Source organism: Oscillochloris sp. ZM17-4, assembly GCF_019599295.1.
Taxonomy (GTDB): domain Bacteria; phylum Chloroflexota; class Chloroflexia; order Chloroflexales; family Chloroflexaceae; genus Oscillochloris.
In genome coordinates this window covers 12,445-39,311 of sequence record NZ_JAIEWN010000033.1, presented here as the reverse complement: position 1 = coordinate 39,311, position 26,867 = coordinate 12,445, and the positions used below count along the sequence as shown (strand labels likewise).

The following is a 26,867-nucleotide window of genomic DNA, read 5'->3' as shown; positions in this document are numbered from 1 at the left end:
TACGGAAGTAGTCCTTCACGGCGCTCAGGCGGGTGAACTCGCCGGCCTTGTACTCGGCGATCGTGAACGGCCCCGAGCCGATCATCTCGGTGTTCTCAAACTCGCTCGCCGCCGTCGATTCGCTGGGGTTCGCCGCATCGACGAACGTCTCCCAGATATGCTTCGGCAGGATGTAGACGCTCGAGAAGCGCTCGACCGTGTTGGCCACCGGCTGCTCGAAGGCGATCACCACCGTCTGCGGGTCGGGCGTCTCGATCGAGGCGATCAGGCTGGTGTAGGTCGAGATCAGGGCGAAGCTATCGAAGCCGCGGATCATGTCGTAGGTGAACTTGACATCCTCCGAGGTGAGCGGCTGGCCGTCGCTCCACTTCGCGCCGGGGTTCAGCTTAAACGTCCAGGTCTTGCCGTCGGCGTCGACCGACCACTCGTCGGCGAGCTGGGGCTGGGGCTGATTGCGCAGGTCGGTGCTGATCAGGGTGTCGTAGACCAGGCTGAAGATGTCGAAGGCCTCGGTGATGTAGGCCGCGCCGGGGTTGAGCGAGTCGGGGGCGGCGGTGCGACCGATGCGCAGGGTGCCGCCGGTGGCGGCGGGAGCCTCCGTCGCGGCTGCGGCCGGGGCGGATGTGGCGGCAGGGGAATCTGGGGCGGATGTGGCGGGCGCGGCGGGTGCGGCGGGCGCGCCGCCACACCCGGCCAGCACCAGAGTCAGGGCGAGCGTGATCATGCCGATCAGGCGAAACCGGGGCATCTCTGGCTCCTTGGCTCCGGCACCATGGCGCAGATGGTCGCCCAGGAGAACCCTGAGGCGGATCGCACGGCATCGTGGTGCATCTTCTTGAGCGGGCGCTATCGCGGTGTCAGCAGAATACTACGATTCTCCTCAGATTGTCAATCATTTTTGTTAAATTTGTGCTGGGCAGGCACATGCCAACCTGGTTGTGCGGCGGCGCGGCTACGCCGCGCCGCCGCACAACCAGGTTTTTTGTGGGAGAGCGCAGCTCTCCCACACCCTCACTCTCCGAGCGCCCCGTCGATGGCGTGGGAGAGCTCGTGCTGGGTGTCGTGGACGCTCTCGGAGATCGCGGTGGCGGCGGCCACGTCGCCGACGGTCAGCGCGGCGCTGAAGGCGTCGAGGTCGGACAGGAACTGCTGGGCCTGGTCGTTCAGCTGCTCGGGCCAGGCGGTCTGCTTGAGCACCTTGCTGACGCGAGAGACGGTGGTGAGGTAGGCGGTGTCGATGGTCTGGGTGTCGCTGATGGTGGCGGCCATGCCGTGGAAGCCGGCGGTGCGGCGCGCTCGGCGCGGAAGATGCAGTGGGCCACGCAGAGCAGCGGCTGGAGCAGCAGCATGAGCGCCAGCGCCAGGGCGCACCCGGCCGCGGCAGCTCTCCAGAGCGGGGCTGTCCGGCCAGGGGCGGTGGCTATGGCGATGCTGCTCCATGCGCTCATAGCCCTGGAGTATAGCAGGTTTTTTTTGTGACGGACTACACTTGTTTCGGTGACGATTTTGCCATACTAGCCGATCATATCCTCGGGGTACGCCGGGGGCGGCACGGGCAGCTCGCTAAGCCCGGCCGAGATGGCGGCCTCGATGCGGCGCTTCAGATCCCAGACATGCTCCAGCTCACGGTTGATCACGTTCAGCCGCGGATGCTCCTGCTCATCCACCTGGCTATCCGCGTAGATCTGAAGGCGCTCCTTCTCGCGCGCCGCAATGATCGTATTGGCTGCGGCCAGCTGCTCTTTGAGCGTAGACATAGTGCCTCCGTTAGGGACATAGCTGATGGGCGATGGGCTGATCTCACCCGCCGAGGGCCAGCCACTTGCGGGGCCGCACCGCGATCAGTCCGTTGTACGTAGCGTCGTCGGTGATCAGCCAGTTGTACTTGGCCAGGAACCCGGCCACCACCGGCTCGGGCCAGGGGCGCACGACGACGGCCGCGTCCCCCTCGATCACCAGCGGGTCGCTCCCGCTCTCCAGGGCCAGGGCCACCCGCGGGTTCTGCAAGATGTTGCGCGCCTTCACGCTCTCTATCTGGAGGCAGAGGTAGATCTGGCCGCCCGACCAGGCGAACCAGAGCGGCACCAGGTGCGGTCGCCCATCGGGGCGGACGCTGGCGAGCCAGATGTTCGCCTCGACCTCCAGCCGGGCCAGCGCCCGCTCGTTGGGTTCGCTCACGGTATGCTCCAGGCATTTACGGGATCTTGATCGTATCTTAACACGCCGATAGGCTGCAGACAATACGCATCTGGTATACCGGCTGGGGGGGCGATTGCAGATTGTCGATTGCAGATCTGTGCGGGAGCGGGCACCGCTGAGTATCTGTAGTCGACGCCGGGAGCTCGCACGATGAGAACGATGTTCAGCACGGCCGATATCCACATCCACACGACCTACAGCGACGGGGTGGCCACGCCGGCGCAGGTGCTGGCCTACGTTGCGGCGCACACCGATCTGCGGGTGATCGCGATCACCGACCACGACGTGATCGGGGGCGCTCTGGAGGCCCGCGATCTGGCTGGCGAGTTTGGGGTCGAGGTGATCGTGGGCGAGGAGGTCTCGACGCGCGAGGGGCACCTGCTGGCGCTGTTCATCGAGGAGGAGCTGCCGGCGGGCCGGCCGGCGGCCGAGACCGTGGCGGCCATCCACGCCCAGGGCGGGATCTGCGTGGCGCCGCACCCCTTCGGCATGCTGGTGCCCTCGGTCGGCCGCCACGGCCTGCTGCGGCGCGCGTCCGGCCTGGAGCGTGGCTGGCCGGTGGATGCGATCGAGGCCTTTAACGCCAGCCTGTGGCTTCCCCTCAACAACGGGGCCGCCGCCCGCTACGCCGCCCACCGGGCGCTCCCCGCCCTCGGCGGGAGCGACGCCCACCACCTGGAGACGATCGGCATGGGCTACACCCGCTTCCCCGGCCGCGGCGTCGCCGATCTGCGGCGGGCTATCCTGGCGGGCGAGACGGTGGCCTGTGGCCGCCGGTGGTTCTGGGGGCCGCGCCTGCTGACGGCGTGGCTGGCGGCGCGCCTGGGCGGCGCGCCGGATCTGCCGGTGGCCGCGTAGGCTTCGGCTGCGCCCACTCGCCGATCGACGGGCCGGCCTCAAAGAAGATCGAGGGCAGCAGGTTGAGCCGCTGGCTCAGCCAGGGGAGCGCGGCCGACATCACCCGCGCGCCCGCTGGCCCCAGCGCGATGCCTGCGCCCCCGCCCCCCGCAGGCATCGCGCGCAGCCGGCGCACGGCGGCGCAGGTGGCCCGGGCCTGCAGCCAGACCCACCGGGGCGAGCGCTCCAGGGCGCGGGCGAACTGCGCGAGCTCGGCCACCTCAATCGGCGGCAGATCCTCGCGGCCGGCCCACGCGTCGCGGTGGGCCTGTAGTCGCGCCAGCGCGTGCCCGGCCGCCGCGCGCAGCTCGGCCACCGGCGGTCGGTCGGCGCGCCAGGCCGCGCCCATTAGGGGCAGCATCAGGGCGCGGGCGGCGTGGGCCACCTCCAGCGCGCCCGCCAGGTAGCGGGCGCTGTCAACCAGCTCGGCGGCCCGCCCGTCGCCCTGCGGCGCGAGGCGCTCCAGCCTCTGGGCGTGGGCCGCCGCGCGCGCGGCCGCCTCCGCCGAGCCCCGCACGGCCGCCCCGATATCGCCGACGGCGTCGGCCAGGTAGGCCCAGATCGGCAGGGCGGCCGTCGGGCGCACCCACCAGACCCAGAGCAGCGGCGAGAGCTGGATGCCGCCCAGCGACCCCGCCGCGCCCGGCAGCCGCCCCATGTACCAGCCCCGCTCGATCAGCTCCGCAGACTCGAGGTAGAGGTCGGCCAGGGCCTCGGCCCAGGGGCTGGGGGCTGGGGGCTGGGGGCTGGAGCTTCCCCATCCCCTGCCCCCCAGCCAGCCTCGCACAAACGCATCAGTGTCCAGCGCCACGTCCTGGGCCAGGGCGGCGGTGAGCGCGCTGCTGAGCTCAGTCCACAGGCTCCAGCCGCCCTCGCCGAGGGCGGCGCTGCCGCCGCCCCAGCCGCCGGTGGCGTTCCAGGCCCAGACCCCGGCGCACTGCGGGTCGGCGGCGGCGCGGGCTAGGGCGGCGCGGTGCAGCTCGGCCACCGAGCTGGGCACCATGCCGAACAGCTCGTACTCGCGGCGGTTCTGCAGCTCGACGATCTGGCGCGGGCCGGGCAGGCCGAGGGTCGGGTTGTGCGGCATCAGCCGGAAGAAGTCGGCCGGGCCGTGCTTCACCGAGACGAGCAGGTTTGGCGAGCGCATGTCGCCGAACACCTCGGCGTAGCGCTGCGGCGAGCAGATCAGGTCGCCCAGGTCGCCGATGCCCACGCTCCAGGTGCGGACGATCAGGCGGCGGCCGCGGGCCTCGCAGACGGGCAGCAGCGTCGCGATCAGGCCGCGCATGGCGGTCGCGCTGGTGTAGAGCATGTGGCCGCAGTAGTCGCCGCCCTGGTTGTGGGCGCCGCCGGCCTCGCCGACGCGCACCACCAGCCCGGCCACCTCGGGCATCGCGGCGAGCAGCTCATCCACGGCCAGCCGGTTCAGCTCGGCCAGGCGCGGGCTGTCGGCGCGCAGCTCGCCGGCGGCCCGGCGCAGCGGCGGGGTGCTCCACTGCATGTCGGTGGTCACGTAGACCTCCATGCCGAGGGCGGCGGCGCGGGCGAACAGGCGGGCGAAGGCGGCGCGGTAGGCCAGGGCGCGCAGTCGGAAGGGGCTGTCGGCGGCGTAGACCGCCTGCGGCGCGCGGTCGAAGGTCACTAGGTGGGCCATGTTGTCGATCACCACGCCGGTGTAGCCCTGGTCGCGCAGGGCCTCCAGCTGCGCGCAGGCCCGCCCCACCCCGTGATCAAGCTGCCCCTGGTCGACATAAGGTGGCTCTGGAGTGTCGATCTGGGTGAAGGGGAAGGACGACCAGTTACGGAACGGCTTCTGTGGGTCGTAGAACGGCCCGCTGATATCGGCGAGGCGGATCATAGTGGTTGTCTCGGCGCGCATTAAGCGCGTGTGAAGCGTGCGTTAAGCCCCCATTGTAGCACGGTGCGTCAGGGGGCGAACCCCCAACCCCCAACCCCCAACCCCCATGTAAAGCTCGTAAAGCCTGCGCCGCCCCTATTCCCTTTCCGCGCCCCCCCCGCTATAATGCACCCTATGACCCGACGCAGATCACCGATCTCGCTCTTCGCGCCGGTGCTGGCGGCCGCGCTGCTGGCCCTGCTGATCCTGGCCGCCATGCAGTACTACTGGGTCGGCCAGGTGAGCGCGGGCGAGCTTGAGCGCCGCCAGGCCAGCCTGGAGCTGAGCGCCCAGCGCATGAGCGAGGACTTTAACCGTGAGCTGGCCCGCGCCTACCTCTCGCTCCAGATGGACGCCGCCACCCTGCGCGATCAGGACTGGGCGCGCTACGCGACCCGCTATGACAGCTGGCGGGCCACCGCGCCCTACGCCGGCATGGTCAAGGATATCTACCTCGTCGAGGTCAACCAGATCGGCAGGGTCAGCCTCTCGCACTACAGCGCCGAGCGCCGCAGCTTCGAGTCGCTCGCCTGGCCCTACGAGATGCTGCCGCTGCGCCGCGGGTTCGAGCGCACCTACCGCCAGATCTTCGAGCACGGCGACACCCTGCGCGTCGCGGTCGACCCGGTGGACGCGCGCTTCCCCTCGCTGCTCGTGCCGGTCTCGCGGCCATGGCTGCTCTCGAACCAGCAGGATCTGGGCATCGACGCCGACCTGCTCTTCAGCGACCTGATCTTCCCCGGCACCTACGTGCGCTGCGCCCGCTGCCCGCCCGAGATGTTCGACACCCCGCTGCTCGCCCACACGATCGTCGCCCTCGACGAGGGCTATATCTCCAGCACGATGTTCCCGGCCCTGGTGGGCCGCTACTTCCCCGGCGACAGCGGCGCGGACTATCATGTCGCCGTGCTCGACCGGGCCGACCCGGAGCGGGCGATCTACCGCTCGGATCTGCGCCTGGCCCCCTCGGCATTTAGCGCCAGCGATGTCTCGGTGGGCCTCTTCGACCTGAGCTACGCGGATCTGAACGCCCTGCTCCTGGCCAACGATCTGGCCGCTGGCCCAGACGCCACGGGCGCGCAGCCCGACCGGATCGTGATCGGGGTGCTCGGCCGCCCCGGCGACGAGCTCTCCGACACCGACCTGGCCGCGCGCGGGCACTGGCGGCTGCTGCTCAAGCACCGCGAGGGCTCGCTCGACGCGGCGGTAGCGAACCTGCGCACGCGCAACCTGCTGCTCAGCTTCGGCATCCTGCTGCTGCTGGCTGTCAGCACCGCCATGCTGCTGATCTCCACCCGGCGGGCGCAGCTGCTGGCCCGCCAGCAGATCGAGTTTGCATCGGCCGTCTCCCACGAGCTGCGCACGCCCCTGGCCGTGATCTGCTCGGCCGGCGAGAACCTGGCCGACGGCCTCATCCACGATCCGCAGAAGGCCCGCCAGTACGGCGCGGTGATCTATGGCGAGGGCCGCCGGCTCACCGATATGGTCGAGCAGGTGCTCACCTTCGCCGGCGCCCAGTCCGGCCGCGAGCGCTACGTCTTCCAGCGCCTCGACGTGCTCCCCGTGGTCGAGAGCGCCATCCAGGCCATGCAGCACCAGCTCCGCGAGGGCGGCCACACGCTGGATCTCACGGCCGCCCCCGGCCTGCCGCCCGCCGATGTCGACAGCATCGCCCTCAGGCGCTCGCTGCAGAACCTGATCGGCAACGCGATCAAGTACGGCGGCGAGGCCCGCTGGATCGGGGTGGATGTCGCCCCCAGCGTGTCGGGGCACCGCGCGGAGCTGCTGATCCGGGTGTCCGACCGCGGCCCCGGGATCGACCCCGGCGACCTGCCGCACCTCTTTGAGCCGTTCTACCGCGGGCGCTCGGCCGTTGCGACGCAGGCCCACGGCAGCGGGCTCGGCCTGAGCCTGGTGCGGAACGCCGTCGAGGCCCACGGCGGGCGGGTCGCCATCAGCAGCCCGCCCGGCCAGGGCACCTGCTTCACTCTGCATCTGCCAGCCGCCGCCGTCGGTGCTGCGGCCGTTCACCAGCCAGTGATTAGGGGTACAGGGGACAGGGGACAGGGGACAGGAAGAGCATGAGGAGGGCAGTAGGGGCGGCTGTCATAAGGTGGCGCTGGAAGATCTGATGCGCGGCCTATACCCTGTCCCCTATACCCTATACCCGCTATGAACAAGCGCATCCTGCTCGTCGAAGATGAGCCCGGCCTCGTGATGACCCTGACCGACCGCCTGCGCAGCGAGGGCTATGAGGTGGAGACCGCCGGGGATGGCGACGCCGGGCTGGCCCGGGCCATCGGCGAGAGCTTCGACCTGATCATCCTCGACGTGATGCTGCCCCGCCGCAACGGCTTCGATGTCTGCCGCGACCTGCGCCAGCGCGGCAACCGCACCCCGGTGATCATGCTCACCGCCCGCGGCCAGATCGTTGATAAGGTGATCGGGCTCAAGCTCGGGGCCGACGACTATCTCACTAAGCCCTTTGAGATGCTGGAGCTGCTGGCCCGCGTCGAGGCGCTGCTGCGCCGCGCCCCCGCCGACGCGCCGCCCCCGCCCGACGCCGACTCCTACCAGTTCGGCCTCGTCCACGTGGATTTCAGCCGCGCCGAGGTGCGGCGCGATGGCCAGCCGGTGGACCTCTCGGCCCTGGAGTTCCGCCTGCTGCGCTACTTCATTGCGCATCGCGGCGAGACCCTCTCGCGCGACGCGCTGCTCAACGAGGTCTGGGGCTACAATGCCCTGGTATCCACCCGCACTGTCGATGTCCACGTGGCCTGGCTGCGCCAGAAGCTGGAGGCCCACCCGCGCCACCCCCGGCATATTATGACGGTTCATGGCCTCGGCTATAAGTTTGTCGGGTAGCCGGCACCCGGCGCAACATGCCACGTGTAAGAATGCACCATGCAAAATGTTGCATGGTGCATTTTGCGCTATACTCTCCCTGATAGTTCATACTAGCCTCAAGGAGTGTATACGATGTCACAGGCCACCATCGGCGTGATCGGCGGGAGTGGGCTCTACGCGATGGGCGGGCTCACGGATGTGGAGGAGCTGCACCTGGAGACGCCCTACGGCGACCCGAGCGACGCCTTTGTGATCGGCACCCTAGCCGGGCGGCGGGTCGCCTTCCTGCCCCGCCACGGCAGAGGCCACCGCCTGAACCCCAGCGAGCTGCCGAGCCGGGCCAACATCCACGCCTTCAAGCAGCTGGGCGTGCGCGCCCTGATCTCGGTCAGCGCCGTCGGGTCGCTGCGCGAGGACTACGCCCCCGGACACGTGGTGGTCCCCAACCAGCTCTTCGACCGCACCAAGGGCGGCCGGCCGGACACCTTCTTTGAGCAGGGGGTCGTCGCCCACATCGCCTTCGACAAGCCCTTCTGCTCCACCCTCGGCCAGATCCTCTACGCCTCCGCGCAGGCCGCCGGGGCCACCGTCCACCAGGGCGGCACCATGGTGGTGATGGAGGGGCCGGCCTTCTCGACCCTGGCCGAGAGCGAGGAGAACCGCCGCCGCGGCCACGACCTGATCGGTATGACCGCCCTGCCCGAGGCCAAGCTGGCCCGCGAGGCCGAGATCGCCTATGGCACCCTGGCCATGGTCACGGACTATGACTGCTGGCACGCCGGCCACGACTCGGTGACGGTCGACGCGGTGGTGGCCGTGCTCCACGCCAACGCCACGCTCTCCCAGCGGATCGTGGCCCAGGCCGTTGCCCGCATCGGCGATGACTTCGTCAGCCCGGCCCACAGCGCCCTGTCCACCGCGATCATCACCGACCGTTCCCGCATCCCCGCCGAGGCGAAGGAGCGGCTGGCGCTGATCGCCGGGAAGTACCTGTAGAATGTTGAATGTTGAATGCTGAATGCTGAATGTTGGCCATTCAACATTCAGCATTCAACATTCAACATTTATACTGAGGTTCCCTCTATGACCGACGAGATCCGGATCATCCCTGTTCGCGGCATGGGCGAGGTGCGCCCCGGCGACGACCTGGCCGGCCTGATCCTTGCGGCGCTCGCCGCCGGCGGCCAGGCCATCCAGCCCGGCGACGTGGTCGTCGTCACCCAGAAGGTCGTCTCCAAGGCCGAGGGCCGCCTGGTGGACCCGGAGACGGTCGAGCCGTCGGCCTTCGCCCGCCAGATCGCCGAGACGGCCCGCAAGGACGCTCACTTCCAGGAGGTGGTGCTGCGCGAGAGCCGGCGGATCGTGAAGATGGCCAACGGTGTGCTGATCACCGAGACCCGCGAGGGTCTGATCTGCGCCAACAGCGGCGTGGACGAGTCGAACGTCGCCGGGGGCCGGGTGGTCTGCCTGCTCCCCGAGGACTCGGATCGCAGCGCGGCTGGCCTGCGCGCCGCCTTCCTGGAGCGCGCCGGCGTCTCCCCGGCGGTGATCATCTCCGACACCTTCGGCCGCCCCTGGCGCGACGGCCAGGTCAACGTGGCGATCGGCGTGGCCGGCATGCTGCCGATGAGCGACTACGCCGGCGTCGATGACCCCTACGGCTACACGATGCACGCCACCCTGATCGCCGTCGCCGACGAGATCGCCGGGGCCGCCGAGCTGGTGATGGGCAAGATCGACGCGGTGCCGGTGGCGATCGTGCGCGGCTTCGCCTTCACCCCCAGCGATACCGCCAGCGCCCGCCAGCTTATCCGCGACCCCAGGTTTGACCTGTTTCGGTAGTAGGGCCGAAGTATTCGCCCCGTGCCCGCCAGGCCCCGGCGATCTCGGATGGTCTCTGGGCACCGTGAATAGTCCATCCGCGACCCGAAGTTTGATTTGTTTCGGTAGTAGGGCCGAAGCATTCGCCTCGTGCCCGCCAGGCCCCGGCGATCTCGGATGGTCTTTGGGCACCGTGAATAGTCACCATAGCGGGGGCGAATGCTTCGGCCCTACAGGTATTCCAATTTTATGGACATGATGGACATCATCCGCGGCCGCCGCTCGGTGCGCGCCTTCCGCCCCGAGCCGCCATCGCGCGCGCAGCTTGAGCAGATCATCGAGGCCGCCGGCTGGGCGCCCTCGCCCCACGGCCGCCAGCCCTGGCGCTTTGTCGTCATCACCCGCGCAGAGCTGAAGGATCGCCTGGCCGAGTCCATGGGCGCGGAGTGGCGGGCCCAGCTGGCCCTCGATGGCCAGGACGACGCCACTATCGCCCTGCGCCACCGCAAGTCGCAGGAGCGCATCGCTGGCGCGCCGGCGATCATCGTGCCCTGCCTCTACCTGGAGGACCTAGACGTCTACCCCGACGAGGGGCGACAGGCCGCCGAGACGACCATGGCCATCCAGAGCCTTGGCTGCGCCATCCAGAATATGCTGCTGGCCGCCTACGCCCAGGGCCTCGACACCGGCTGGATGTGCGCCCCGCTCTTCTGCCCCGACGCCGTGCGCGCAGCCCTCGATCTCGCGCCGACTATGCGCCCCCAGGCGCTCATCCCGGTCGGCCACGCCGCCAAGGACCCCGTCCGCCGCCCGCGCCGCCCCCTGGATGCGCTTGTGGTAAAGTGGGAGTGATCGAATTGCAGATTGCAGATTGCAGATTGCAGATTGCAGATTATAGATTGCAATCTGCAATCTGCAATCTGCAATCACCGGAGAAGCCATCGTATGCCGCACGAACGCCCGCTCTCCGCGCGCATGGCCGATCAGATCGCCCGCTGGCAGGCGGCCGATGACCGCCGCGCCGTTTTCCTCTCCTGCTACAGCCTGATGACCGCCAATATGTTCGCCGGCCTTGAGTCCGGCCGCTTCGCCGATGGCCCCTGGGTCCACGACCTCATCCACAACTTTGCCGGCTACTACTTCGTGGCCCTCGACGCCTACGAGGCCGGCGACCCCGAGCTGCCCCAGGTCTGGCGGCTGGCCCACGACGTGGCCCGCCAGCCGGCCACCCCGGTGGTGGAGAGCCTGCTGCTCGGCGTGAACGCCCACATCAACTGCGACCTGGTGCTGGTGATGGCCGATATGCTCGGGCCGGAGTGGGACGACCTGCCCGCCGCCAAGCGGGCCGATCGCTACCGCGACTACTGCGAGGTCAACGCGGTGATCGCCGAGACGATCGACCGCGTGCAGGACGAGGTGGTCGCGCCCTACGCCCGCCTGCTGGGCGTGGCCGACCTGCTCTGCGGCCCGCTGGACGAGTGGTGTACCGCGCGGCTGCTGCGCAACTGGCGCGCGGATGTCTGGGGCCAGGCGATCACGATCGTTGAGACGCCCGACCTGGTCGAGCGGCTGGAGCTGCGCCGCCGGGCCGATACGAGCGCCATGCGCCGCGTCCAGCTGCTGCGCGACGGCGGCGAGGTCGGCGCGCGCGTCTTCGGCTACCCGCTGCGCTGGCTCAGCCGGCTCAAGATGATCTAGTATGTTTGCTGGGCGTTGGTGCCCAGCATAGATCGATAGTACAGAGGTTGAGGGATACGATGATTGTGCCGATCGCCTACGACCCCCAGGAGCTGCGGCTGCTCCAGCTGCTCAGCCGGCGCTACCCGACCATCACTGCCGCCCACACCGAGATGATCAACCTGAGCGCCATCCTCGCCCTGCCCAAGGGCACCGACCACTACATCTCGGACATCCACGGGGCCTACGAGCAGTTCGACCACATCCTGCGCCACGCCTCGGGGGCCATCCGGCGCAAGATCGGCCAGACCTTCGGCATCGAGATGCCGCGCCAGCAGCAGGTCGATCTGGCGATGCTGATCTACTACCCCGAGAAGAAGCTGCGCCAGACCCTGGCCACCCTCGACGACCCGCACGACTGGATGGCGACGACCATCGCCCACATGGTGCGGGTGGCCCGCACCTCGGCCCAGAAGTACACCCGCAGCAAGATGCGCAAGCGCCTCGACCCGCAGCTGGCCTACATCCTGGAGGAGCTGCTCAGCGAGAGCCAGGCCGACCACCAGCAGAAGGAGCGCTACTACCGCAGCATCGTCACCTCGATCGTCGAGCTGGGCGAGGGCGAGAACGCGATCATCACCCTGGCCTACCTCATCCAGAACCTGGTCGTCGACCGGCTCTACATCCTGGGCGATATCTTCGACCGCGGGCCGGCCGCCGAGAAGGTGATGGACCGCCTGATGGCCTACCACTACGTCTCGATCCAGTGGGGCAACCACGATGTGATCTGGATGGCCGCCGCCAGCGGCGGCGACGCCATGATCGCCAATGTGATACGCATCTCCCTGCGCTACGGCAACCTGGAGACGCTGCTCGACGGCTACGGCATCAGCCTGCGCCGCCTGATGGACTTCGCCAACGAGGTCTATGCCGACGACCCCTGCGCCCGCTTTCAGCCCAAGCACGGCCCATCGTTCGAGGACTATACGGCCGAGTCGGTCGCCCGTATGCATAAGGCCATATCGATCATCCAGTTTAAGCTGGACGCCCAGATCATCCGCCGCCACCCCGAGTATGCGATGGATGACCGGCTCCTGCTCGACCAGATCGACCTGAAGGCGAACACGGTGCAGCTCTACGGGCAGAGCTACCCGCTGCTCGACTCACACTGGCCCACCCTCGACCCGCAGGACACGGCGGCGCTGAGCGAGGGCGAGGCCGCCGTGGTGGAGGATCTGCGCTACCAGTTCCAGCACTCGGTGCGGCTCCAGGAGCACATCCGCTTCCTCTACAGCTACGGCAATATGTTTCAGGTGCAGGACGGCAACCTCAAGTTCCACGGCTGCCTGCCGGTGGACGAGGCCGGCGGCTTCATTGCCTTCCCGCTGGGCGGCGAGCAGCTGGCCGGGCCGGCTCTGCTGGCCCGCTACGAGCAGATGGCCCGCGCCGCCTACTTCAGCCACAACCCGGAGTCGCGCCAGAACGGCCAAGACTCGATGTGGTACCTCTGGTGCGGCCCGCTCTCGCCGCTCTTTGGCCGCCTGCGCATGACCACCTTTGAGCGCTACTTTGTGGCCGATAAGGCCACCCACGATGAGGCGAAGGGGCCGTATTACGACCTGCGCGACGACGAGGGCTTCTGTCGGCGCATCCTGACGGCATTCGGCGGCGACCCGGACCACGGCCACATTATCAATGGGCACACGCCGGTGAAGGTGCGCAAGGGCGAGCGGCCGATCATGGCGGGCGGCAAGCTGATCGTGATCGACGGCGGCATGAGCGTGCCCTACCAGTCGGTCACCGGGATCGCCGGCTACACCCTGATCGGCAACTCTCACGAGATGTCCCTGGCCGCCCACGCCGCATTCACCTCGGCCGACGAGATGATCGCCCAGCGCCAGGACGCCGCCCCGCAGACGGAGCAGATCGCCAGCTTCCCGCAGCGTGTGCTGATCGCCGACACCGACACCGGCGCGATGCTGAAGGGCCAGCTTGAGGATCTGCGCAAGCTGGTAGAGGCCTACCGCAGCGGCGTGCTGGTCGAGGGCGGCGGCGATCGGCCGGCGCGGGTATAAACCAATTGTTGTTTGTGCGACATGAGCCAGCAAAGCTGGCTCATGTCGCACAAACAACAAGAGAGGTTTGGAGCCGCAGGCTCCCTACTCCAACCCCGCCCTGCGCAGGGCCGCCGCCAGGGGGCTGTCGTCGTCGTCATCGTCGCCCGCCGGCTGCTCGTCGGAGCTGCTGGCGTAGAGCGAGGCGGCGGGGCGCGGGCCGGGCTCCTCCTCGGGCTCCTCATCGTCGGTGGCCCAGTCGAGGTGCAGGCTCTCGGCGCCGGCCATGGCGATGATATCCTCAACCGAGAAGCGCAGCACATCGATCGTCTCGCCGTCGCCCTCGGCCGCCAGCGAGTCGACCAGGCGCAGGGCGGGCAGGGCCGCCAGCACCTCGGCGAGCAGCTCGGGGCGGCGGGGCGGCGGGCGGTCGGAGGCCATCAGGGCGTCCACCTCGGCGGCGCTGGCCGGGATTCCCGTATCGACCAGCAGGATCGTCACCCGCACCGTGTGGCGCAGCAGCCTGAGGATCTGGCGCGTCTCCTGGAGCTGGGCGACGGCGCGGCGCAGCGAGCTGGCGCTGCGGCTGGCCTTGAACTCGAAGGCCCAGATCGCCCGCGCATCTACGGCGAGCGCGTCCACCTCGCGGTACTTGACGAAGGCCTGCCGGTTGCGGCGCTCCTCGTACTCGATGATCCGGCGGTCATCCAGCTCGACCTGCGGCTCCAGCCAGGCGCGCAGGGCCGCCTCGGCCTCGCCGCCGAACAGGTCGCGCTGGCGCGGCGGGCGGATGGCCTTGTTGTTCTTGCGCTGTAGCTTGAAGCCGTCCACGTAGGCGCGGTAGCGCCTATCGTCGGCGGTGAGCAGGCGCGGGCGGGCGTATGTGATCATCCTCGCGGACTCCTGTTGGGGCGCAGCAGCAGCAGCGGATGATACCGCTTCTAAGGCATGCAGTGCGGGCTGCTGCTGCGCCCTTACGGCATGCAGTGCGGGCTGCTGCTGCGCCCTTACGCTAGCGTCACCCCTGCTTCCCCAGCTCCACAGACCTTCGGTAGGCGGCCCAGATCGCGTCGGCGAGGACGGTGCGCATGCCGCCGCGCTCCAGCTCGCTGAGGGCGGCGCTGGTGGTGCCGCCGGGCGAGGTGACGGCGTTGCGCAGCTGGGCCGGGTGCAGGCCGCTCTGCTGGGCGTAGCGCACTGTGCCGAGCATCGTCTGGAGCACTAGCTCCTCGGCGATGCGCCGCGAGAGGCCCATGTGGACACCGGCGTCGATCATGGCCTCCATCATCAGGAAGAAGTAGGCCGGGCCGGTGCCGTTCAGCGCAGTGGACATGTCCAGGTAGGTCTCGTTGTCCACAAATAGCTCGTGGCCGAGGGCGCTGAGCACGGTGCGCGCCCAGCCGCGCTGCTGCGCGTCCACCGCGTCGGCGGCCGTCCACACCGTCATGCCCTCGCCGATCTGGGCGGGGGTGTTAGGCATGCTGCGCGCCACCGCCGGGTGGCCCAGCGCCTCGGCGAAGGAGCTGATCGTCGCCCCGGCCACCACCGAGATCACCAGGTCGCCGGGGGCCATGGTGCCGCGCAGGGGCGGCAAGATCTTCTTGAGCATCTGCGGCTTGACGGTGATGATCACCACCTGGCCCCAGCGGGCCGCCCCGACGTTGTCGTCGCTGACGCCCACGCCGTAGCGGGCCTGGAGATCGCGCCGGCGCTCCTCGCGCGGGTGGCTCACCAGCATCTGCTCGGACGACACCAGCTCCCGCCGCAGCAGCCCGCCGATGATCGCCTCGCCCATGGCCCCCGGCCCGATCACGGAGATTTTGAGATCTTTGAGCATATGTCCACAGTATGCTAGGCCCGCCTTCACTGCGGCGACAATAGCACGCGCCTGTGGGGCTGTCAACTTCGTAGGTCGAGCGCCTCGGTCTAGCCGAAAACGGGCTGCGCGCGCCAGAGACTGGACTAGGCCAGTCTCTGGCGCGCGAGTCTGCTACCCGCTCGTCCCATCGGGCGCGGCGGGCTCCTCTAGCGGCGGCCGGTAGATCAGCAGCGGCGTGGATGTGGCGCGCAGCACCTTGTCGGCCACGCTCCCCATCATCATGCGGGCCACGGCGCCTCGCCCGTGCGTGCTCATCGCGATCATATCGATGGCGTCGGCCTCGGCGCGCTCCAGGATCGCGCTGGCCACGTGGCCGACCGGCGCGTAGGTCATCACCACGTGCCCCCGCTCGCGCAGCGGCGCGGCGATGCCCTCCAGGTACGCGCTCGCGTCATGCCACGCGGCCTCCTGGGCCTCCGTGTCGATCTGCCGCTCGCTATTGCCCAGCGCCGGCCCGCGCAGCGCGGGCTCGACAACTCGGACCAGGTCGTAGTGGGCCGGCGGGTCGCCCCCGAGCGCTTCGGCCATCGCGATAGCCTGCTCGGCCAGGGGCGAGCCATCGAGCGGGATCAAGATCCGGCTCATGGCCGGCGCGTGGGACAGGTTGATCTCCCCGTCTGATGGGCGGATCACCAGCGTTGGGATCTGTGCGTGGCGGATCACGCGGTCGGTGACGCTGCCCATCCACGCCCGCGCGATGCTGCCCCGGCCGTGGCTGCACAGGACGATCAGCTCCGCGCCGATCTCCTGGGCGTAGCTGCACAGCGCCTCGGTGATCGGCGAGTAGAGCACCTCCTGGCTGACCTGTCCATCCCAGACGGCGGCGATCCGCTCGGCGACCTTCTTGAGGTAGCCATCCTCCTCGTCGTGGATGATCGTGTCGACAGATGGGTCGAAGAACGGCACGCCGGCGGGCGAGAGATTGGAGGCGACGATCTGATGCACGTGGACAAGGGCCAGGCGCATCGCCCGACGCCGCGCGATGGCGATGGCTGCCGGCAGGGCGTGCTCGCTGAAGGGCGACCCATCCAGGGGGACGAGGATCGTCTTCATACAGGTGCCTTTCTCTTATCGTGAGGGCCACACGTCGGGCTGGCGACGTGCGGCGAATCTGGGTCGTGTGGCGCTGCTGATGACTGGGCGCGAGGGGCGGCGGGAAGAGCGTAGGGGGAGTGTTGTCGTTGGGGTGGTGATGCATGAGGTTGGCGACACGATGCGGGGTGCCGCCCCTCGTACCTCAGTGTAGCGCAGATGCGGGCGCAGCGGCGGAAACGGACGATCACTCCGTGAAGAGGTATCTTCACAGCCTTTGCGCCGGAAGGCCGGTTGATCTGCGCTGGAATGCGGCTACCATGGCCCGTGCAACACATGGCACGCCGCGACTTACAGCACAGGTGTATGATGGACATCAAGCAGCTCACCGATGAGATCAACCGGTTCGTGGCCGACAAAGGCTGGTACGACGAGGGCAGCGCCTACCCGCAGACCCCGCGCAACATCGCGATCTCGGTGGCCGTCGAGGCCGCCGAGATCCTGGAGCACTTCCAGTTCGCCGACGCGCCGCGCGATACCGCCGCCCTCGCCGGCGAGCTCGCCGATGTGGCGAACTACCTCTTTCAGCTCGCCTACCTGCTTGACATAAACCTTGAGCAGGCCATCCTCGATAAGCTCAAGGTGAACTACGGGCGGAGCTGGGAGTAGCTGGGGGTTGGGGGTTGGGGGTTGGGGGTTGGGGCTATTCACCTTGACTCTTGGCTTCTGCCCCGACTTCTAACCCCCAACTCCCAACTCCCAACCCCTGAATGCTAGAGCTGTGAAATTTGTAACCAGCGTGTAACTACGACTCGGTATACTACCGTCATCTTACTGTGCAATCCCTGGGCAGCGCCTCACGTGTCAGCCGATGTCAGCGGAGACCCCGGCTTCCCCACTCCCCTGATTCTCGGCCAGCTCCTACGGTCTGCCACCCCGTCACTGAACCCAGAAGATCGTGAAAGGATGAGGATCATGTCGCGTGAGCAGCAGATAGCTCAGATCGCCGAGAGCTGGAATGGCCCCCGCTACCATGGGGTCGAGCGCCCCTACAGCCCCGAGGACGTGTACCGCCTGCGCGGCTCCGTGGTGGTCGAGCAGACCCTGGCCCGCATGGGTGCCGAGCGACTGTGGCACCTGCTCAACACCGAGCCCTTCGTGAACACCCTGGGCGCTCTCACCGGCAACCAGGCGGTGCAGCAGGTCAAGGCCGGCCTGAAGGCGATCTACCTCTCGGGCTGGCAGGTGGCGGCCGACGCCAACCTGGCGGGCCAGATGTACCCCGACCAGAGCCTCTACCCGGCCAACAGCGTGCCGATGGTGGTCAAGCGGATCAACCAGGCGCTCCAGCGCGCCGACCAGATCCAGCAGGTTGAGGGCGAGGGCGACACCTACTGGTTCGCCCCGATCGTCGCCGACGGCGAGGCCGGCTTCGGCGGCCCGCTGAATGTCTTCGAGCTGACCAAGGCCATGATCGAGGCCGGCGCCGCCGGCGTCCACTTCGAGGACCAGCTGGCCTCCGAGAAGAAGTGCGGCCACATGGGCGGCAAGGTGCTCCTGCCCACCCAGCAGGCCGTGCGCAACCTGGTCTCCGCCCGCCTCGCCGCCGACGTGCTCGGCGTGCCGACCCTGGTGATCGCCCGCACCGACGCCAACGCCGCCACCCTGATCACCAGCGATGTGGATGAGCGCGACCACCCCTTCCTCACCGGCCAGCGCTCCCCCGAGGGCTTCTACTACGTCAACGCTGGCCTTGACCAGGCGATCGCCCGCGGCCTGGCCTACGCCGCCGTGGCCGACATGGTCTGGTGCGAGACGGCCGAGCCCAGCCTGGAGGAGGCCCAGCGCTTCGCCGACGCCATCCACGCCAAGTACCCCGGCAAGCTGCTGGCCTACAACTGCTCGCCCTCGTTCAACTGGAAGAAGAAGCTCAGCGACGCCGATATCGCCCGCTTCCAGGTTGAGATCGGCAAGATGGGCTACAAGTTCCAGTTCGTCACCCTGGCCGGCTTCCACAGCCTGAACTACAGCATGTTCCAGCTGGCCAACGGCTACCGCGACCGCGGCATGGCCGCCTACTCGGAGCTCCAGCAGGCTGAGTTCGCCGCCGAGAAGGACGGCTACACCGCCACCCGCCACCAGCGCGAGGTCGGCACCGGCTACTTCGACGAGGTGAGCATGGTCATCTCCGGCGGCACGAGCTCGACCACGGCGCTGGCCGGCTCGACCGAGGCGGAGCAGTTTCATTAGGCCGGGCGTTTGGATCGCGTGAGTAGGGCCGAAGCATCGCCGCCGTATGTATGTGGAACATCGCATGCATGCGGCGGCGATGCTTCGGCCCTACCCATACCGGGCGCGCGATCTGGTATACTATCTATGGAATTGCTTTCCACAATGTGGAAAATTGTACGAAAGGACACGATCAATGGCTGATCTGAAGCTCCCCGCCGGCGTCACGATCACCGGGGCGATCGCCCCCGGCTTCGCCGATATCCTCACCCCCGAGGCGCTAGAGCTGGTGGCGACGCTGCACCGCCGCTTTAACGGCCGCCGCCACGAGCTGCTCGCCCGCCGCCAGGAGCGCCAGGCCGCGCTCGACGCCGGCACGCTGCCCGACTTCCTCCCCGAGACGGCCGATGTCCGCGCAGGCGACTGGACGATCGCGCCCTTCCCCGCGCACCTGAACGACCGCCGCACCGAGATCACCGGCCCGGTCGACCGCAAGATGATCATTAACGCCCTCAACTCGGGGGCCAAGGTGTTCATGGCCGACTTCGAGGACTCCAGCACGCCGACCTGGGAGAACACCATCCAGGGCCAGATCAACCTGCGCGACGCCCTGGCCCGCACGATCTCCTTCAGCTCGCCCGAGGGCAAGCAGTACGCGCTGAAGGACAATCCGGCGGTGCTGTTCGTGCGCCCGCGCGGCTGGCACCTCAATGAGAAGCACGTCCTCGTGGATGGCGAGGTCGTCTCCGGCGGCGTCTTCGACTTCGCCCTGTACATGTTCCACAACGCCCGCCAGGCGATCGATGTCCAGGGCGGGCCCTACTTCTACCTGCCGAAGATGGAGAGCCACCTGGAGGCCCGCCTCTGGAATGAGATCTTCGTCGCCACCCAGGAGGCGCTGGCCCTGCCGCAGGGCACGATCAAGGCCACGGTGCTGATCGAGACCATCCTCGGCGCCTTCGAGATGGACGAGATCCTCTACGAGCTGCGCCAGCACTCGGCCGGCCTGAACTGCGGCCGATGGGACTACATCTTCTCCTGCATCAAGAAGTTCCGCAATAACGCCGACTTCGTCCTGGCCGACCGGGCGCTGGTGACGATGACAACGCACTTTATGCGCTCCTACTCGCTGCTGGCGATCAAGACCTGCCACCGCCGCAAGGCCCACGCGATGGGCGGCATGGCCGCGCAGATCCCGATCAAGGGCGACCCGGCGGCCAACGAGGCGGCCATGGCGAAGGTGCGCGCCGACAAGGAGCGCGAGGCCAGCGACGGCCACGACGGCACATGGGTGGCCCACCCCGGCCTGGTGCCGGTGGCGCTGGAGGCCTTCGACAAGCATATGCCGACGCCCAACCAGATCGACCGCGCCCGCGACGATGTCCAGGTCACGGCCGCCGACCTGATCACCTTCGGCCCCGAGGGCCCGATCACCGAGGCCGGCCTGCGCCTGAATATCAACATCGGCATCCAGTATCTCGGCTCCTGGCTGGCCGGCAACGGCTGCGTGCCCGTCTTCAACCTGATGGAGGATGCTGCCACCGCCGAGATCTCGCGCGCCCAGATCTGGCAGTGGATCCGCAGCCCCAAGGGCGTGCTCGACGACGGCCGCAAGGTGACGGTGGACATGTTCCGCGCCATGCTGCCCGAGGAGCTCCAGAAGGTGCGCGAGATCCTCGGCCCGGGCTACGACGACGGCAAGTATGAGGAGGCCGCCGAGCTCTTCGATGAGATCACCACCAGCGATGACTTCGTCGAGTTCCTGACCCTGCCCGGCACCTGGTGATCACCGCCGACGGCCCCGTCCACGCCAGCGGGCGCAGCTGCGTCGAGTTCGGCGTGCGCGGCGTGGTCAGCTTCGAGCTGCGCGCCCGCGGGGCCAGCCACGACCTGCACTCGGGCAACTTCGGCGGCGTGGCCCCCAACCCGATCTGGACGCTGGTCCACCTGCTGGCGACGATGAAGAACGAGCGGGGCGAGATCACCATCGACGGCTTCTACGACCGCGTGCAGCCGCCGGGCGCCCTGGAGCGCGCCGCCCTCGACGCCCTGCCGATCGACCTGCCGGCCATCCTGGGCGGCCTCGGCCTGGCGCGCATGGACGCGCCCGAGGGCCGCGGCTTCGCCGATCGGCTGGCCCTCTGGCCGACCCTGACGATCAACGGGCTGAACGGCGGCTACGCCGGCCCCGGCTCGAAGACCGTGCTGCCCCACGTGGCCGTCGCCAAGTGCGACATCCGCATGGTGACGGACCAGACCGCCGAGGAGATCTTCGCCAAGGTGCGGGACCACGTGGCCCGCCACGCCCCCGAGGTCGAGCTGGTCTGGCAGGGCGGCATGGACCCGAGCAAGACGCCGATGGACTCGCCCTTCGCCGCGCCGATCGTCGCCGGGGTGACGCAGGCCCAGGGCGAGCCGCCGCTGCTGGTGCCGGCGATGGGCGGCAGCCTGCCCGAGTATGTCTGGACGAAGACCCTGGGCGTCCACTCGTTTGTAGTGCCCTACGCCAACGCCGACGAGGCCAACCACGCCCCCAACGAGAACCTGGAGGTCGAGCGGTTCATCGGCGGGATCAAGACCGGCGCGGCCATCCTGGCCCACCTGGGGATGATCGAAATGCGGTAGGGCCGAAGCATTCGGGGTTGGTGCTCCGCGCCAACCCCGAATGCTTCGGCCCTACGTGGTGCCCCAATACCATACGGAGAACACCCATGGCCACCCCCTCGCCCGACGGCGTGATCACGATCGACGACATGCACCTGGGCCGCCCGCAGGTGATCGCCACCTACCTGCTCACCGGCCCCGTGCCGGCCCTGGTCGACCCCGGCCCGGCCAGCACCCTGCCCGCCCTTGAGGCCGGCCTGGCCGCCCACGGCCTCGGCCTGGGCGACATCGGGGCCATCCTGCTCACCCACATCCACCTCGACCACGCCGGGGCCACCGGCAGCATCCTCGCCCGCAGCCCCAAGGCCCGCGTCTACGTCCACCAGGTCGGCGCACCGCACGTGATCGACCCCTCGCGCCTGCTCAGGAGCGCCACCCAGCTCTACGGCGACCAGATGGGCACGCTCTGGGGCGAGATCGTGCCGGTGCCGACCGAGTCGCTCACGGTCCTGGAGGGCGGCGAGATGATCGACCTGGGCGGGCGGACGATCCACGCCTTTGACGCGCCCGGCCACGCCAAGCACCACCTGATCTACCTGGACCAGCAGAGCGGCGGGGCCTTCATAGGCGATAACGGCGGCGTGCGGCTGCCCGGGCTGTCCTTCGTGCGCCCGGCCACCCCGCCGCCCGACATCGACCTGGAGGCATGGGACGGCACCCTGCTCATGCTTGACGAGCTGATGCCGAGCTGGCTCATGCTCACCCACTTCGGGGCCTACAGCGACGTGGACTTCCACATAAGCGACTACCGCGCCCGCCTGGCCCACTGGGGCGAGCAGGTCCGCCGGGGCATGGAGTCGGGCATGTCCGAGGAGGCGCAGATCGCCGCCCTGGAGGCGCTGGCCGCCGAGGAGGCCGCCGGGCTCTCGCCGGCCGAGCGCGAGGCGCTGCACCAGCAGACCGGCGCCCTGGAGAGTAGCTGGCGCGGCCTGGCCCGCTACTGGCGCAAGCGCGCCGATGCTGAGGCGGCATGCCCGCACCCATGAGGCTCTCCCTGGCGCTGCTGCTGATCATCCTGCTCGCCGGCTCTGCCGGCCGGGCGGATGGTGCATCGCCCCCCCCCCTCGCGCCGGCCGAGCTGCGATGCCACACGCCCTTCACGCTGCCACAGGTGAAGCTGAAAGATCACAGCCTCTTCGCCTTTGACGGCTGGTACTACCTCGTCTCGATCAGCATCGATCTCCCCGCGCCCGATGACCGGAGCGAGCTCCAGTTCGCCTATGCCCGCACGCAGGACTTCTGCGCCTGGGAGGCGCTGGCCTCCCCGCTGCGCCACGGCGCGCCGGGCGACGCCGACGAGGCCTATGTCTGGGCGCCCCACGTCATCAGCGTGGGCGGCACCTACTACATGTACTACACCGGGGTGAACCATCAGATCGCCCAGTCGATCATGCTGGCCACCAGCACCAACCCGGCCGACCCGCAGAGCTGGCAGAAGCAGGGGGTGATCCTTCGCCCGGATCACCCCGGCGCGGTGTACCCAGGCCCGGCCCAGTGGTCGGACTGTCGCGACCCGATGGTGCTGGCGTACGGCGGGCGCTACTACCTCTACTACACCGGCGCGGATACTAGCGGCCCGATCGTCGGCGTGGCCGTGGCCGATGGCCCCGCCGGGCCATGGAGCGATCTGGGCGCGGCGTACATCCCCCCCGCTGCGGAGCGGGTTCCCGAGTCGCCCTACGTCGTCGATCAGGACGGCGTGTTCTACCTGTTCTACAACGCAACCGGGCCGACAGACAATGGCGCGCGATGGCGCTGGGCGGTGTCGCCGCTTGGCCCGTGGCAGCCTGGCGCAAGGGTGGGCGTTGGCTGGGCCCACGACTTCTACCACGATCAGGCCGGCTGGCTCGTCTCGTACCTCACCGGCAACGGGGCCGCGATCAGCGTCGATCAGCTGCGCTGGCGGCGGCCGGGCCCCCTCGCGATGCCGCAGGTCGGCGCGCAGCTCTACGCGCCGCTCGTGATCCGCTAGGGCCGAGACCGCTCACGGCCGTGCTAGGATAGCGCCGCCACATCGCGTGCGGCGCGCCGCTGGACGCGCATGAGCACCAGCCCCGCCAGCAGACCAAGCGCCCCCAGCTGCATCAGGGAGCCGACAAGATCGCCGATCTGCGGGTAGAGCGTCGGCACGGCGCCGATCGGGGTGGCCGTGCTCTGCGTGGCCGCGAAGTCGGACGTGCCCCCCTCGGCAAACAGATCGACCCGCGCGATCGTCCGGCCATAGCCATCCGCCACCAGCGACACGCCCTGGCCGGTCTGGCGATAGATCGCCATGCCGTTCTCCACGGCGCGGAAGGTCGCCATGCCCGCGTGGATATCCTTCACGGCGGGCCAGTCGTTGGCCGGCACGAAGAGGAGATCGACGCGCTGCTGGCCCGCCTGCCTGATGATCTCCGGGAAGTCGGCGTCCCAGCAGATCACCGCGCTCAGCCGGCCGTAGGGCGTGTCCACCACGCGCAGGACGCCGTCGCCCTTGAGCGAGCCCTCAAACTGGTTGCCGCCATACTTGACGTGCTCCAGCACCACCGCCCCGCTCGGGTCGATGATCCGCACCACATTCTCCGCCTGGGCCGCGCCGAAGGCGACCGTCGGCAGCACAAGGTAGATCTGCTCCGCGCGGGCGACGGCGGCGGCATCGGCCAGCAGCTGCGCCACCTGGTCGGCGTAGCCCAGGCCCGCGCCCTCCTGCAAGACCACGATCTGCGCGCCGCCCAGGGCGAGCGCGCGGATCTGCGCCAGCTCCTTGGCGTGCAGGCGATCCGCCGCCTGGCGGAATCCGGCCTCGTCGCCGGCCTGGAGCTGCGCCATCATGGCGGCGAGCTCGCCCTCGGGCAGCGAGAAGCCCGCGATCTGGGCGGCCTGCGCGGCCTCGGGCGCGAGCAGCACCCGCGCCAGGCCAATCCCGGGCACCAGCGCGATCGCGCAGGCGGCGGCCAGCGCGGGGCGGCCGGGCCGGAAGCCGTGCTCCCAGAGGTGGTTGGCCAGGCTGGCGGACCAGCCGATCACAAAGGTGATGCCCCACAGCCCGCTGAGCGCGGCCAGCTGCATGATCGGCAGGGCGTCGCGCTGCGCGTAGGCCCCCGCGCCAAAGCTGCCGAAGGGGCTGCCGCTGGAGCTCAGGAAATCGACGGCGGTGGCGGCGACCGGGAAGACCAGCGTCAGCCAGAGGGGCGAGCCGAAGCGCCGGGCGTAGGCGCGGTCGATCACATAGGGGGTCAGGCCGAGCGGGGTGATCGCCAGAAAGAAGGCGGCCTCGGCGGCGGGGTGGATCTGGGCCATGAAGGTCGCGCCGCGCCAGGAGATGATCGTGGGGAGCGCCGCGACGATCCACATCAGGCCGAAGTCGCGCCAGGGCCGCTCGCTGGTGCGGTAGAAGCGGATCACGAAGACGGGGGCCAGCCAGGCCGCCAGCGGGATGTTCCAGCGCCCGCCGATGAAGAGGCCCAGCCCGGCGGCGGTCGCCAGCCAGAGCAGGCGCTGCTGGTTGCGGTTCATAGTCCTTCCTCCGTGATAGTCAGCTGGTAGCTGTCTCCTTTATAGCGCCTCGCCCGCCGGCGCACATCGTCCCATGGGCACGGCCGGCGCGTGCGGATGGACAGTGTCCATCCGGCCAATAGCGCGCCCCGGGGGCATGCCGTACAATGGGTCGCGCGAGCGATCACCACGGGACGACCGAGCGATGGAACACAGACGCCCCTTCATCAGCCTGCCCATCTACATCTTCATCACCCTGCTGCTCGGGGCGCTGGGCCTGTCGGCCTGCGTGCCGCTCTGGCAGGCGGGCGGCCTCGCGCGGGCCTGGCCGGTCGCCCTGCTCTTCATTGCGCACATCGGGCTCTACTGGCTGAACATCTGGCAGCCGAAGCGCACGGGCTGGTGGGCCCTGTACTACGTCGCGCAGACGGCCCTGATCGTCACCCTGGTGTTCGTGCTGCACGGCTCCGCCGCCCCCTCCAGCATCTGGGGCAGCTTTCTGGGCTCGGCGATCATCTGCCAGATCGGCGAGGCGCTGGGCTGGTGGGGCAACTCGCGCACCGCCCTGCTGCTGGGCCTGTTCTACGGCGGCCTCGGGCTGACGCTGCTCGCCCTGCTGCTGGATGGCGCCGGGCTCGCCAGTGCCGTCGGCAACCTGCTGCTCAACGGCGGCGTGGTGGTGCTGCTCATGGTGCTCTTCAACCAGCAGCTGATCGCGCGGGAGCGCGCGATCGAGCTCGCCGAGTCGCTGGAGCGCGCCAACGCCCAGCTCGCCGCCGCCGCCGGCACGATCGCGGCGCTCACCCTCCAGGCCGAGCGGCAGCGCATGGCCCGCGAGCTGCACGACACGCTGGCCCAGGGCGTGGCCGGGCTGGTGCTCCAGCTTGAGGCGGTCAAGGCCCACCTCGCGGCCGACCGCAGCGCGCGCGCGGCCGCGATCGTGGACCAGGCCCTGGCCCGCGCCCGCAGCACCCTGGCCGAGTCGCGCGCCGCGATCGACGACCTGCGCCGCGCGCCCGCGCCCCTCGCCGAGGCCATCCGCGAGACGAGCGAGCGCTTCAGCCAGGCGACCGGCATCCCCTGCCAGCTCGATCTCGCCCTCGCGGAGGACGAGATCGACCAGGATGTCGCCGGCCACGCGCTGCACATTGTGCGCGAGGCGCTCTCCAACGTCGCGCGGCACGCCCAGGCCACCCAGGTGGCGATCCGCTGCGGCGCGCAGCAGGGGAGCCTTGAGCTGGAGGTCTGCGATAACGGCCGCGGATTCGACCCCCGGCAGGAGCGCGGCGAGGGGCACTACGGCCTGCTGGGGATGCGCGAGCGGGCGCGGCTCACCGGCGGCGCGCTCAGCGTCGAGTCGGCCGCAGCGCGCGGCACCAGGGTACACCTGCGCGCCCCCAGCGCGCCGGGCGGGGGGGCGCGATGAACCCGATCCGCGTGCTGATCACCGACGACCACCTGATCGTGCGCGAGGGGCTGCGCCTCATCCTGGAGACCGCCGATGGCGTCGAGGTCGTGGGCGAGGCCGCCGACGGAGAGGAGTGCCTCCAGCTCGCCGACGCGCTCCAGCCCGACGTCATCCTCATGGACCTGCGCATGCCGGGCATGGACGGCATCACCGCGATCGAGCAGCTGCGGCGCTCGCACCCCGCCGTCGCGGTGGTGATCCTGACGACCTATAACGAGGACGACCTGATGATCCGCGGGCTCCAGGCGGGCGCGCGCGGCTACCTGCTCAAGGACACCAGCCGCGAGCAGCTGATCGACAGCATCCAGGCGGCCGCGAAGGGCGAGACGCTGCTCAAGCCCGAGTTTCTCGCGCGGGTGCTCGCGCTGCGGGCGTCGCCGGCGGCGGCGGCCCCGCCGCGTGACACGGCGCTCACCGAGCGCGAGCGCGAGGTGCTCCAGGCCGCCGCGAAGGGCGAGCGGAACAAAGAGATCGCCTACAGGCTGGGCATCAGCGAGCGCACGATCAAAGCGCACCTGGCGAGCATCTACCAGAAGCTGGGGGTGGACTCGCGGGCGGCGGCGGTCGCGGTCGCGGCGCGGCGCGGGCTGCTCGGGGCCTGACGGGCTGCCGCCCTAAAAACCGATGTTATTTTGGCAAAAATGGCCAGCTTTGCTGGCCATTTTTGCCAAAATAACAAGAAATTCTGTGCCCGGCAGGCACATGCTGCACTTGTTCTGCTGCGGCGCG

25 protein-coding genes are annotated in these 26,867 nt (G+C 69.3%); 16 read left to right on the top strand and 9 right to left on the bottom strand.

Annotated elements, in window-relative coordinates:
• From K2Z83_RS20040 to K2Z83_RS20025, 4 genes are all read right to left on the bottom strand, one after another.
• Window positions 1–748 (bottom strand): ABC transporter substrate-binding protein (locus K2Z83_RS20040; RefSeq protein WP_255604314.1); only part of this gene is annotated, 748 nt, incomplete at its 3' end.
• A 263-nt stretch (window positions 749–1,011) separates the two neighbouring features.
• Entirely contained in the window at window positions 1,012–1,269 is a 258-nt protein-coding gene (locus K2Z83_RS20035; protein WP_220596965.1) for a hypothetical protein, read from the bottom strand.
• 245 nt (window positions 1,270–1,514) lie between these two features.
• Window positions 1,515–1,757: a DUF2630 family protein gene (locus K2Z83_RS20030; protein WP_220596964.1), complete on the bottom strand. Its 243-nt coding sequence runs from the start codon at window positions 1,755–1,757 to the stop codon at window positions 1,515–1,517.
• Window positions 1,758–1,800: 43 nt separating this feature from the next.
• Window positions 1,801–2,178, bottom strand: a complete 378-nt coding sequence (locus K2Z83_RS20025; RefSeq protein ID WP_220596963.1) for a pyridoxamine 5'-phosphate oxidase family protein — start codon at window positions 2,176–2,178, stop codon at window positions 1,801–1,803.
• A gap of 171 nt (window positions 2,179–2,349) precedes the next feature.
• Here K2Z83_RS20025 and K2Z83_RS20020 point away from each other — a divergent pair, with 171 nt between their 5' ends.
• Window positions 2,350–3,057, top strand: a complete 708-nt coding sequence (locus K2Z83_RS20020) for a PHP domain-containing protein (protein WP_220596962.1) — start codon at window positions 2,350–2,352, stop codon at window positions 3,055–3,057.
• Here K2Z83_RS20020 and K2Z83_RS20015 read toward each other — a convergent pair.
• Window positions 2,939–4,954, bottom strand: coding sequence for a hypothetical protein (locus K2Z83_RS20015; protein ID WP_220596961.1), 2,016 nt, complete (start codon window positions 4,952–4,954; stop codon window positions 2,939–2,941). The two genes, K2Z83_RS20020 and K2Z83_RS20015, sit on opposite strands and share 119 nt — an antisense overlap.
• A 174-nt stretch (window positions 4,955–5,128) precedes the next feature.
• On the opposite strand from K2Z83_RS20015, the gene K2Z83_RS20010 reads away from it, so the two are divergent.
• The 7 genes from K2Z83_RS20010 (at window position 5,129) to K2Z83_RS19980 (ending at window position 13,413) form a co-directional block, all read left to right on the top strand.
• Window positions 5,129–7,078: a cell wall metabolism sensor histidine kinase WalK gene (locus K2Z83_RS20010; RefSeq protein WP_220596960.1), complete on the top strand. Its 1,950-nt coding sequence runs from the start codon at window positions 5,129–5,131 to the stop codon at window positions 7,076–7,078.
• An 87-nt stretch (window positions 7,079–7,165) separates the two neighbouring features.
• Window positions 7,166–7,858 carry a response regulator transcription factor gene (locus tag K2Z83_RS20005; RefSeq protein ID WP_220596959.1) on the top strand — a complete coding sequence of 231 codons (693 nt, stop codon included), beginning with the start codon at window positions 7,166–7,168 and terminating at the stop codon, window positions 7,856–7,858.
• A 114-nt stretch (window positions 7,859–7,972) separates the two neighbouring features.
• The gene (gene mtnP / locus K2Z83_RS20000) at window positions 7,973–8,836 is read left to right on the top strand and encodes an S-methyl-5'-thioadenosine phosphorylase (protein WP_220596958.1); all 864 of its coding nucleotides are present in this window, start codon (window positions 7,973–7,975) and stop codon (window positions 8,834–8,836) included.
• Between the two features lie 87 nt (window positions 8,837–8,923).
• On the top strand, window positions 8,924–9,682 hold the full coding sequence (gene cofE, locus K2Z83_RS19995) for a coenzyme F420-0:L-glutamate ligase (RefSeq protein WP_220596957.1): 759 nt from the start codon (window positions 8,924–8,926) through the stop codon (window positions 9,680–9,682).
• A gap of 228 nt (window positions 9,683–9,910) precedes the next feature.
• The gene (locus K2Z83_RS19990) at window positions 9,911–10,513 is read left to right on the top strand and encodes a nitroreductase family protein (RefSeq protein WP_220596956.1); all 603 of its coding nucleotides are present in this window, start codon (window positions 9,911–9,913) and stop codon (window positions 10,511–10,513) included.
• A gap of 12 nt (window positions 10,514–10,525) precedes the next feature.
• The gene (locus tag K2Z83_RS19985) at window positions 10,526–11,359 is read left to right on the top strand and encodes a DUF5995 family protein (RefSeq protein ID WP_255604309.1); all 834 of its coding nucleotides are present in this window, start codon (window positions 10,526–10,528) and stop codon (window positions 11,357–11,359) included.
• Between the two features lie 59 nt (window positions 11,360–11,418).
• Window positions 11,419–13,413 carry a fructose-1,6-bisphosphatase gene (locus K2Z83_RS19980; RefSeq protein WP_220596955.1) on the top strand — a complete coding sequence of 665 codons (1,995 nt, stop codon included), beginning with the start codon at window positions 11,419–11,421 and terminating at the stop codon, window positions 13,411–13,413.
• An 84-nt stretch (window positions 13,414–13,497) separates the two neighbouring features.
• On the opposite strand, the gene K2Z83_RS19975 is transcribed toward K2Z83_RS19980, so the two are convergent.
• The 3 genes from K2Z83_RS19975 to K2Z83_RS19965 all read right to left on the bottom strand — a co-directional run bounded on the left by K2Z83_RS19975 (window position 13,498) and on the right by K2Z83_RS19965 (window position 16,324).
• On the bottom strand, window positions 13,498–14,283 hold the full coding sequence (locus tag K2Z83_RS19975; protein ID WP_220596954.1) for a hypothetical protein: 786 nt from the start codon (window positions 14,281–14,283) through the stop codon (window positions 13,498–13,500).
• A gap of 127 nt (window positions 14,284–14,410) precedes the next feature.
• Window positions 14,411–15,229, bottom strand: a complete 819-nt coding sequence (gene proC / locus K2Z83_RS19970; protein WP_220596953.1) for a pyrroline-5-carboxylate reductase — start codon at window positions 15,227–15,229, stop codon at window positions 14,411–14,413.
• A 153-nt stretch (window positions 15,230–15,382) separates the two neighbouring features.
• Entirely contained in the window at window positions 15,383–16,324 is a 942-nt protein-coding gene (locus K2Z83_RS19965) for a universal stress protein (protein ID WP_220596952.1), read from the bottom strand.
• A 345-nt stretch (window positions 16,325–16,669) separates the two neighbouring features.
• Here K2Z83_RS19965 and K2Z83_RS19960 point away from each other — a divergent pair, with 345 nt between their 5' ends.
• From K2Z83_RS19960 to K2Z83_RS19935, 6 genes are all read left to right on the top strand, one after another.
• Window positions 16,670–16,972 (top strand): nucleotide pyrophosphohydrolase, encoded by a 303-nt coding sequence (locus K2Z83_RS19960; protein WP_220596951.1) that lies wholly within the window; start codon window positions 16,670–16,672, stop codon window positions 16,970–16,972.
• Between the two features lie 306 nt (window positions 16,973–17,278).
• Window positions 17,279–18,553 (top strand): isocitrate lyase, encoded by a 1,275-nt coding sequence (gene aceA, locus K2Z83_RS19955; protein WP_220596950.1) that lies wholly within the window; start codon window positions 17,279–17,281, stop codon window positions 18,551–18,553.
• A 175-nt stretch (window positions 18,554–18,728) separates the two neighbouring features.
• The gene (gene aceB, locus K2Z83_RS19950; RefSeq protein WP_220596949.1) at window positions 18,729–20,318 is read left to right on the top strand and encodes a malate synthase A; all 1,590 of its coding nucleotides are present in this window, start codon (window positions 18,729–18,731) and stop codon (window positions 20,316–20,318) included.
• Complete coding sequence (locus K2Z83_RS19945; protein ID WP_220596948.1) at window positions 20,315–21,157, top strand: peptidase dimerization domain-containing protein; 843 nt, start codon at window positions 20,315–20,317, stop codon at window positions 21,155–21,157. Before aceB ends, K2Z83_RS19945 begins: the two co-directional genes overlap by 4 nt.
• An 86-nt stretch (window positions 21,158–21,243) precedes the next feature.
• Complete coding sequence (locus K2Z83_RS19940; RefSeq protein ID WP_220596947.1) at window positions 21,244–22,182, top strand: MBL fold metallo-hydrolase; 939 nt, start codon at window positions 21,244–21,246, stop codon at window positions 22,180–22,182.
• Window positions 22,167–23,168 carry a hypothetical protein gene (locus K2Z83_RS19935; protein ID WP_220596946.1) on the top strand — a complete coding sequence of 334 codons (1,002 nt, stop codon included), beginning with the start codon at window positions 22,167–22,169 and terminating at the stop codon, window positions 23,166–23,168. Before K2Z83_RS19940 ends, K2Z83_RS19935 begins: the two co-directional genes overlap by 16 nt.
• A 23-nt stretch (window positions 23,169–23,191) precedes the next feature.
• On the opposite strand, the gene K2Z83_RS19930 is transcribed toward K2Z83_RS19935, so the two are convergent.
• Complete coding sequence (locus tag K2Z83_RS19930; protein ID WP_220596945.1) at window positions 23,192–24,691, bottom strand: carbon-nitrogen hydrolase family protein; 1,500 nt, start codon at window positions 24,689–24,691, stop codon at window positions 23,192–23,194.
• Window positions 24,692–24,875: 184 nt separating this feature from the next.
• Here K2Z83_RS19930 and K2Z83_RS19925 point away from each other — a divergent pair, with 184 nt between their 5' ends.
• Together K2Z83_RS19925 and K2Z83_RS19920 are read left to right on the top strand one after the other, a co-directional pair.
• Window positions 24,876–26,096, top strand: coding sequence for a sensor histidine kinase (locus K2Z83_RS19925; RefSeq protein ID WP_220596944.1), 1,221 nt, complete (start codon window positions 24,876–24,878; stop codon window positions 26,094–26,096).
• The gene (locus tag K2Z83_RS19920) at window positions 26,093–26,740 is read left to right on the top strand and encodes a response regulator transcription factor (RefSeq protein WP_220596943.1); all 648 of its coding nucleotides are present in this window, start codon (window positions 26,093–26,095) and stop codon (window positions 26,738–26,740) included. The genes K2Z83_RS19925 and K2Z83_RS19920 overlap by 4 nt, the downstream gene beginning before the upstream one ends.
• Window positions 26,741–26,867: the final 127 nt, after the last annotated feature.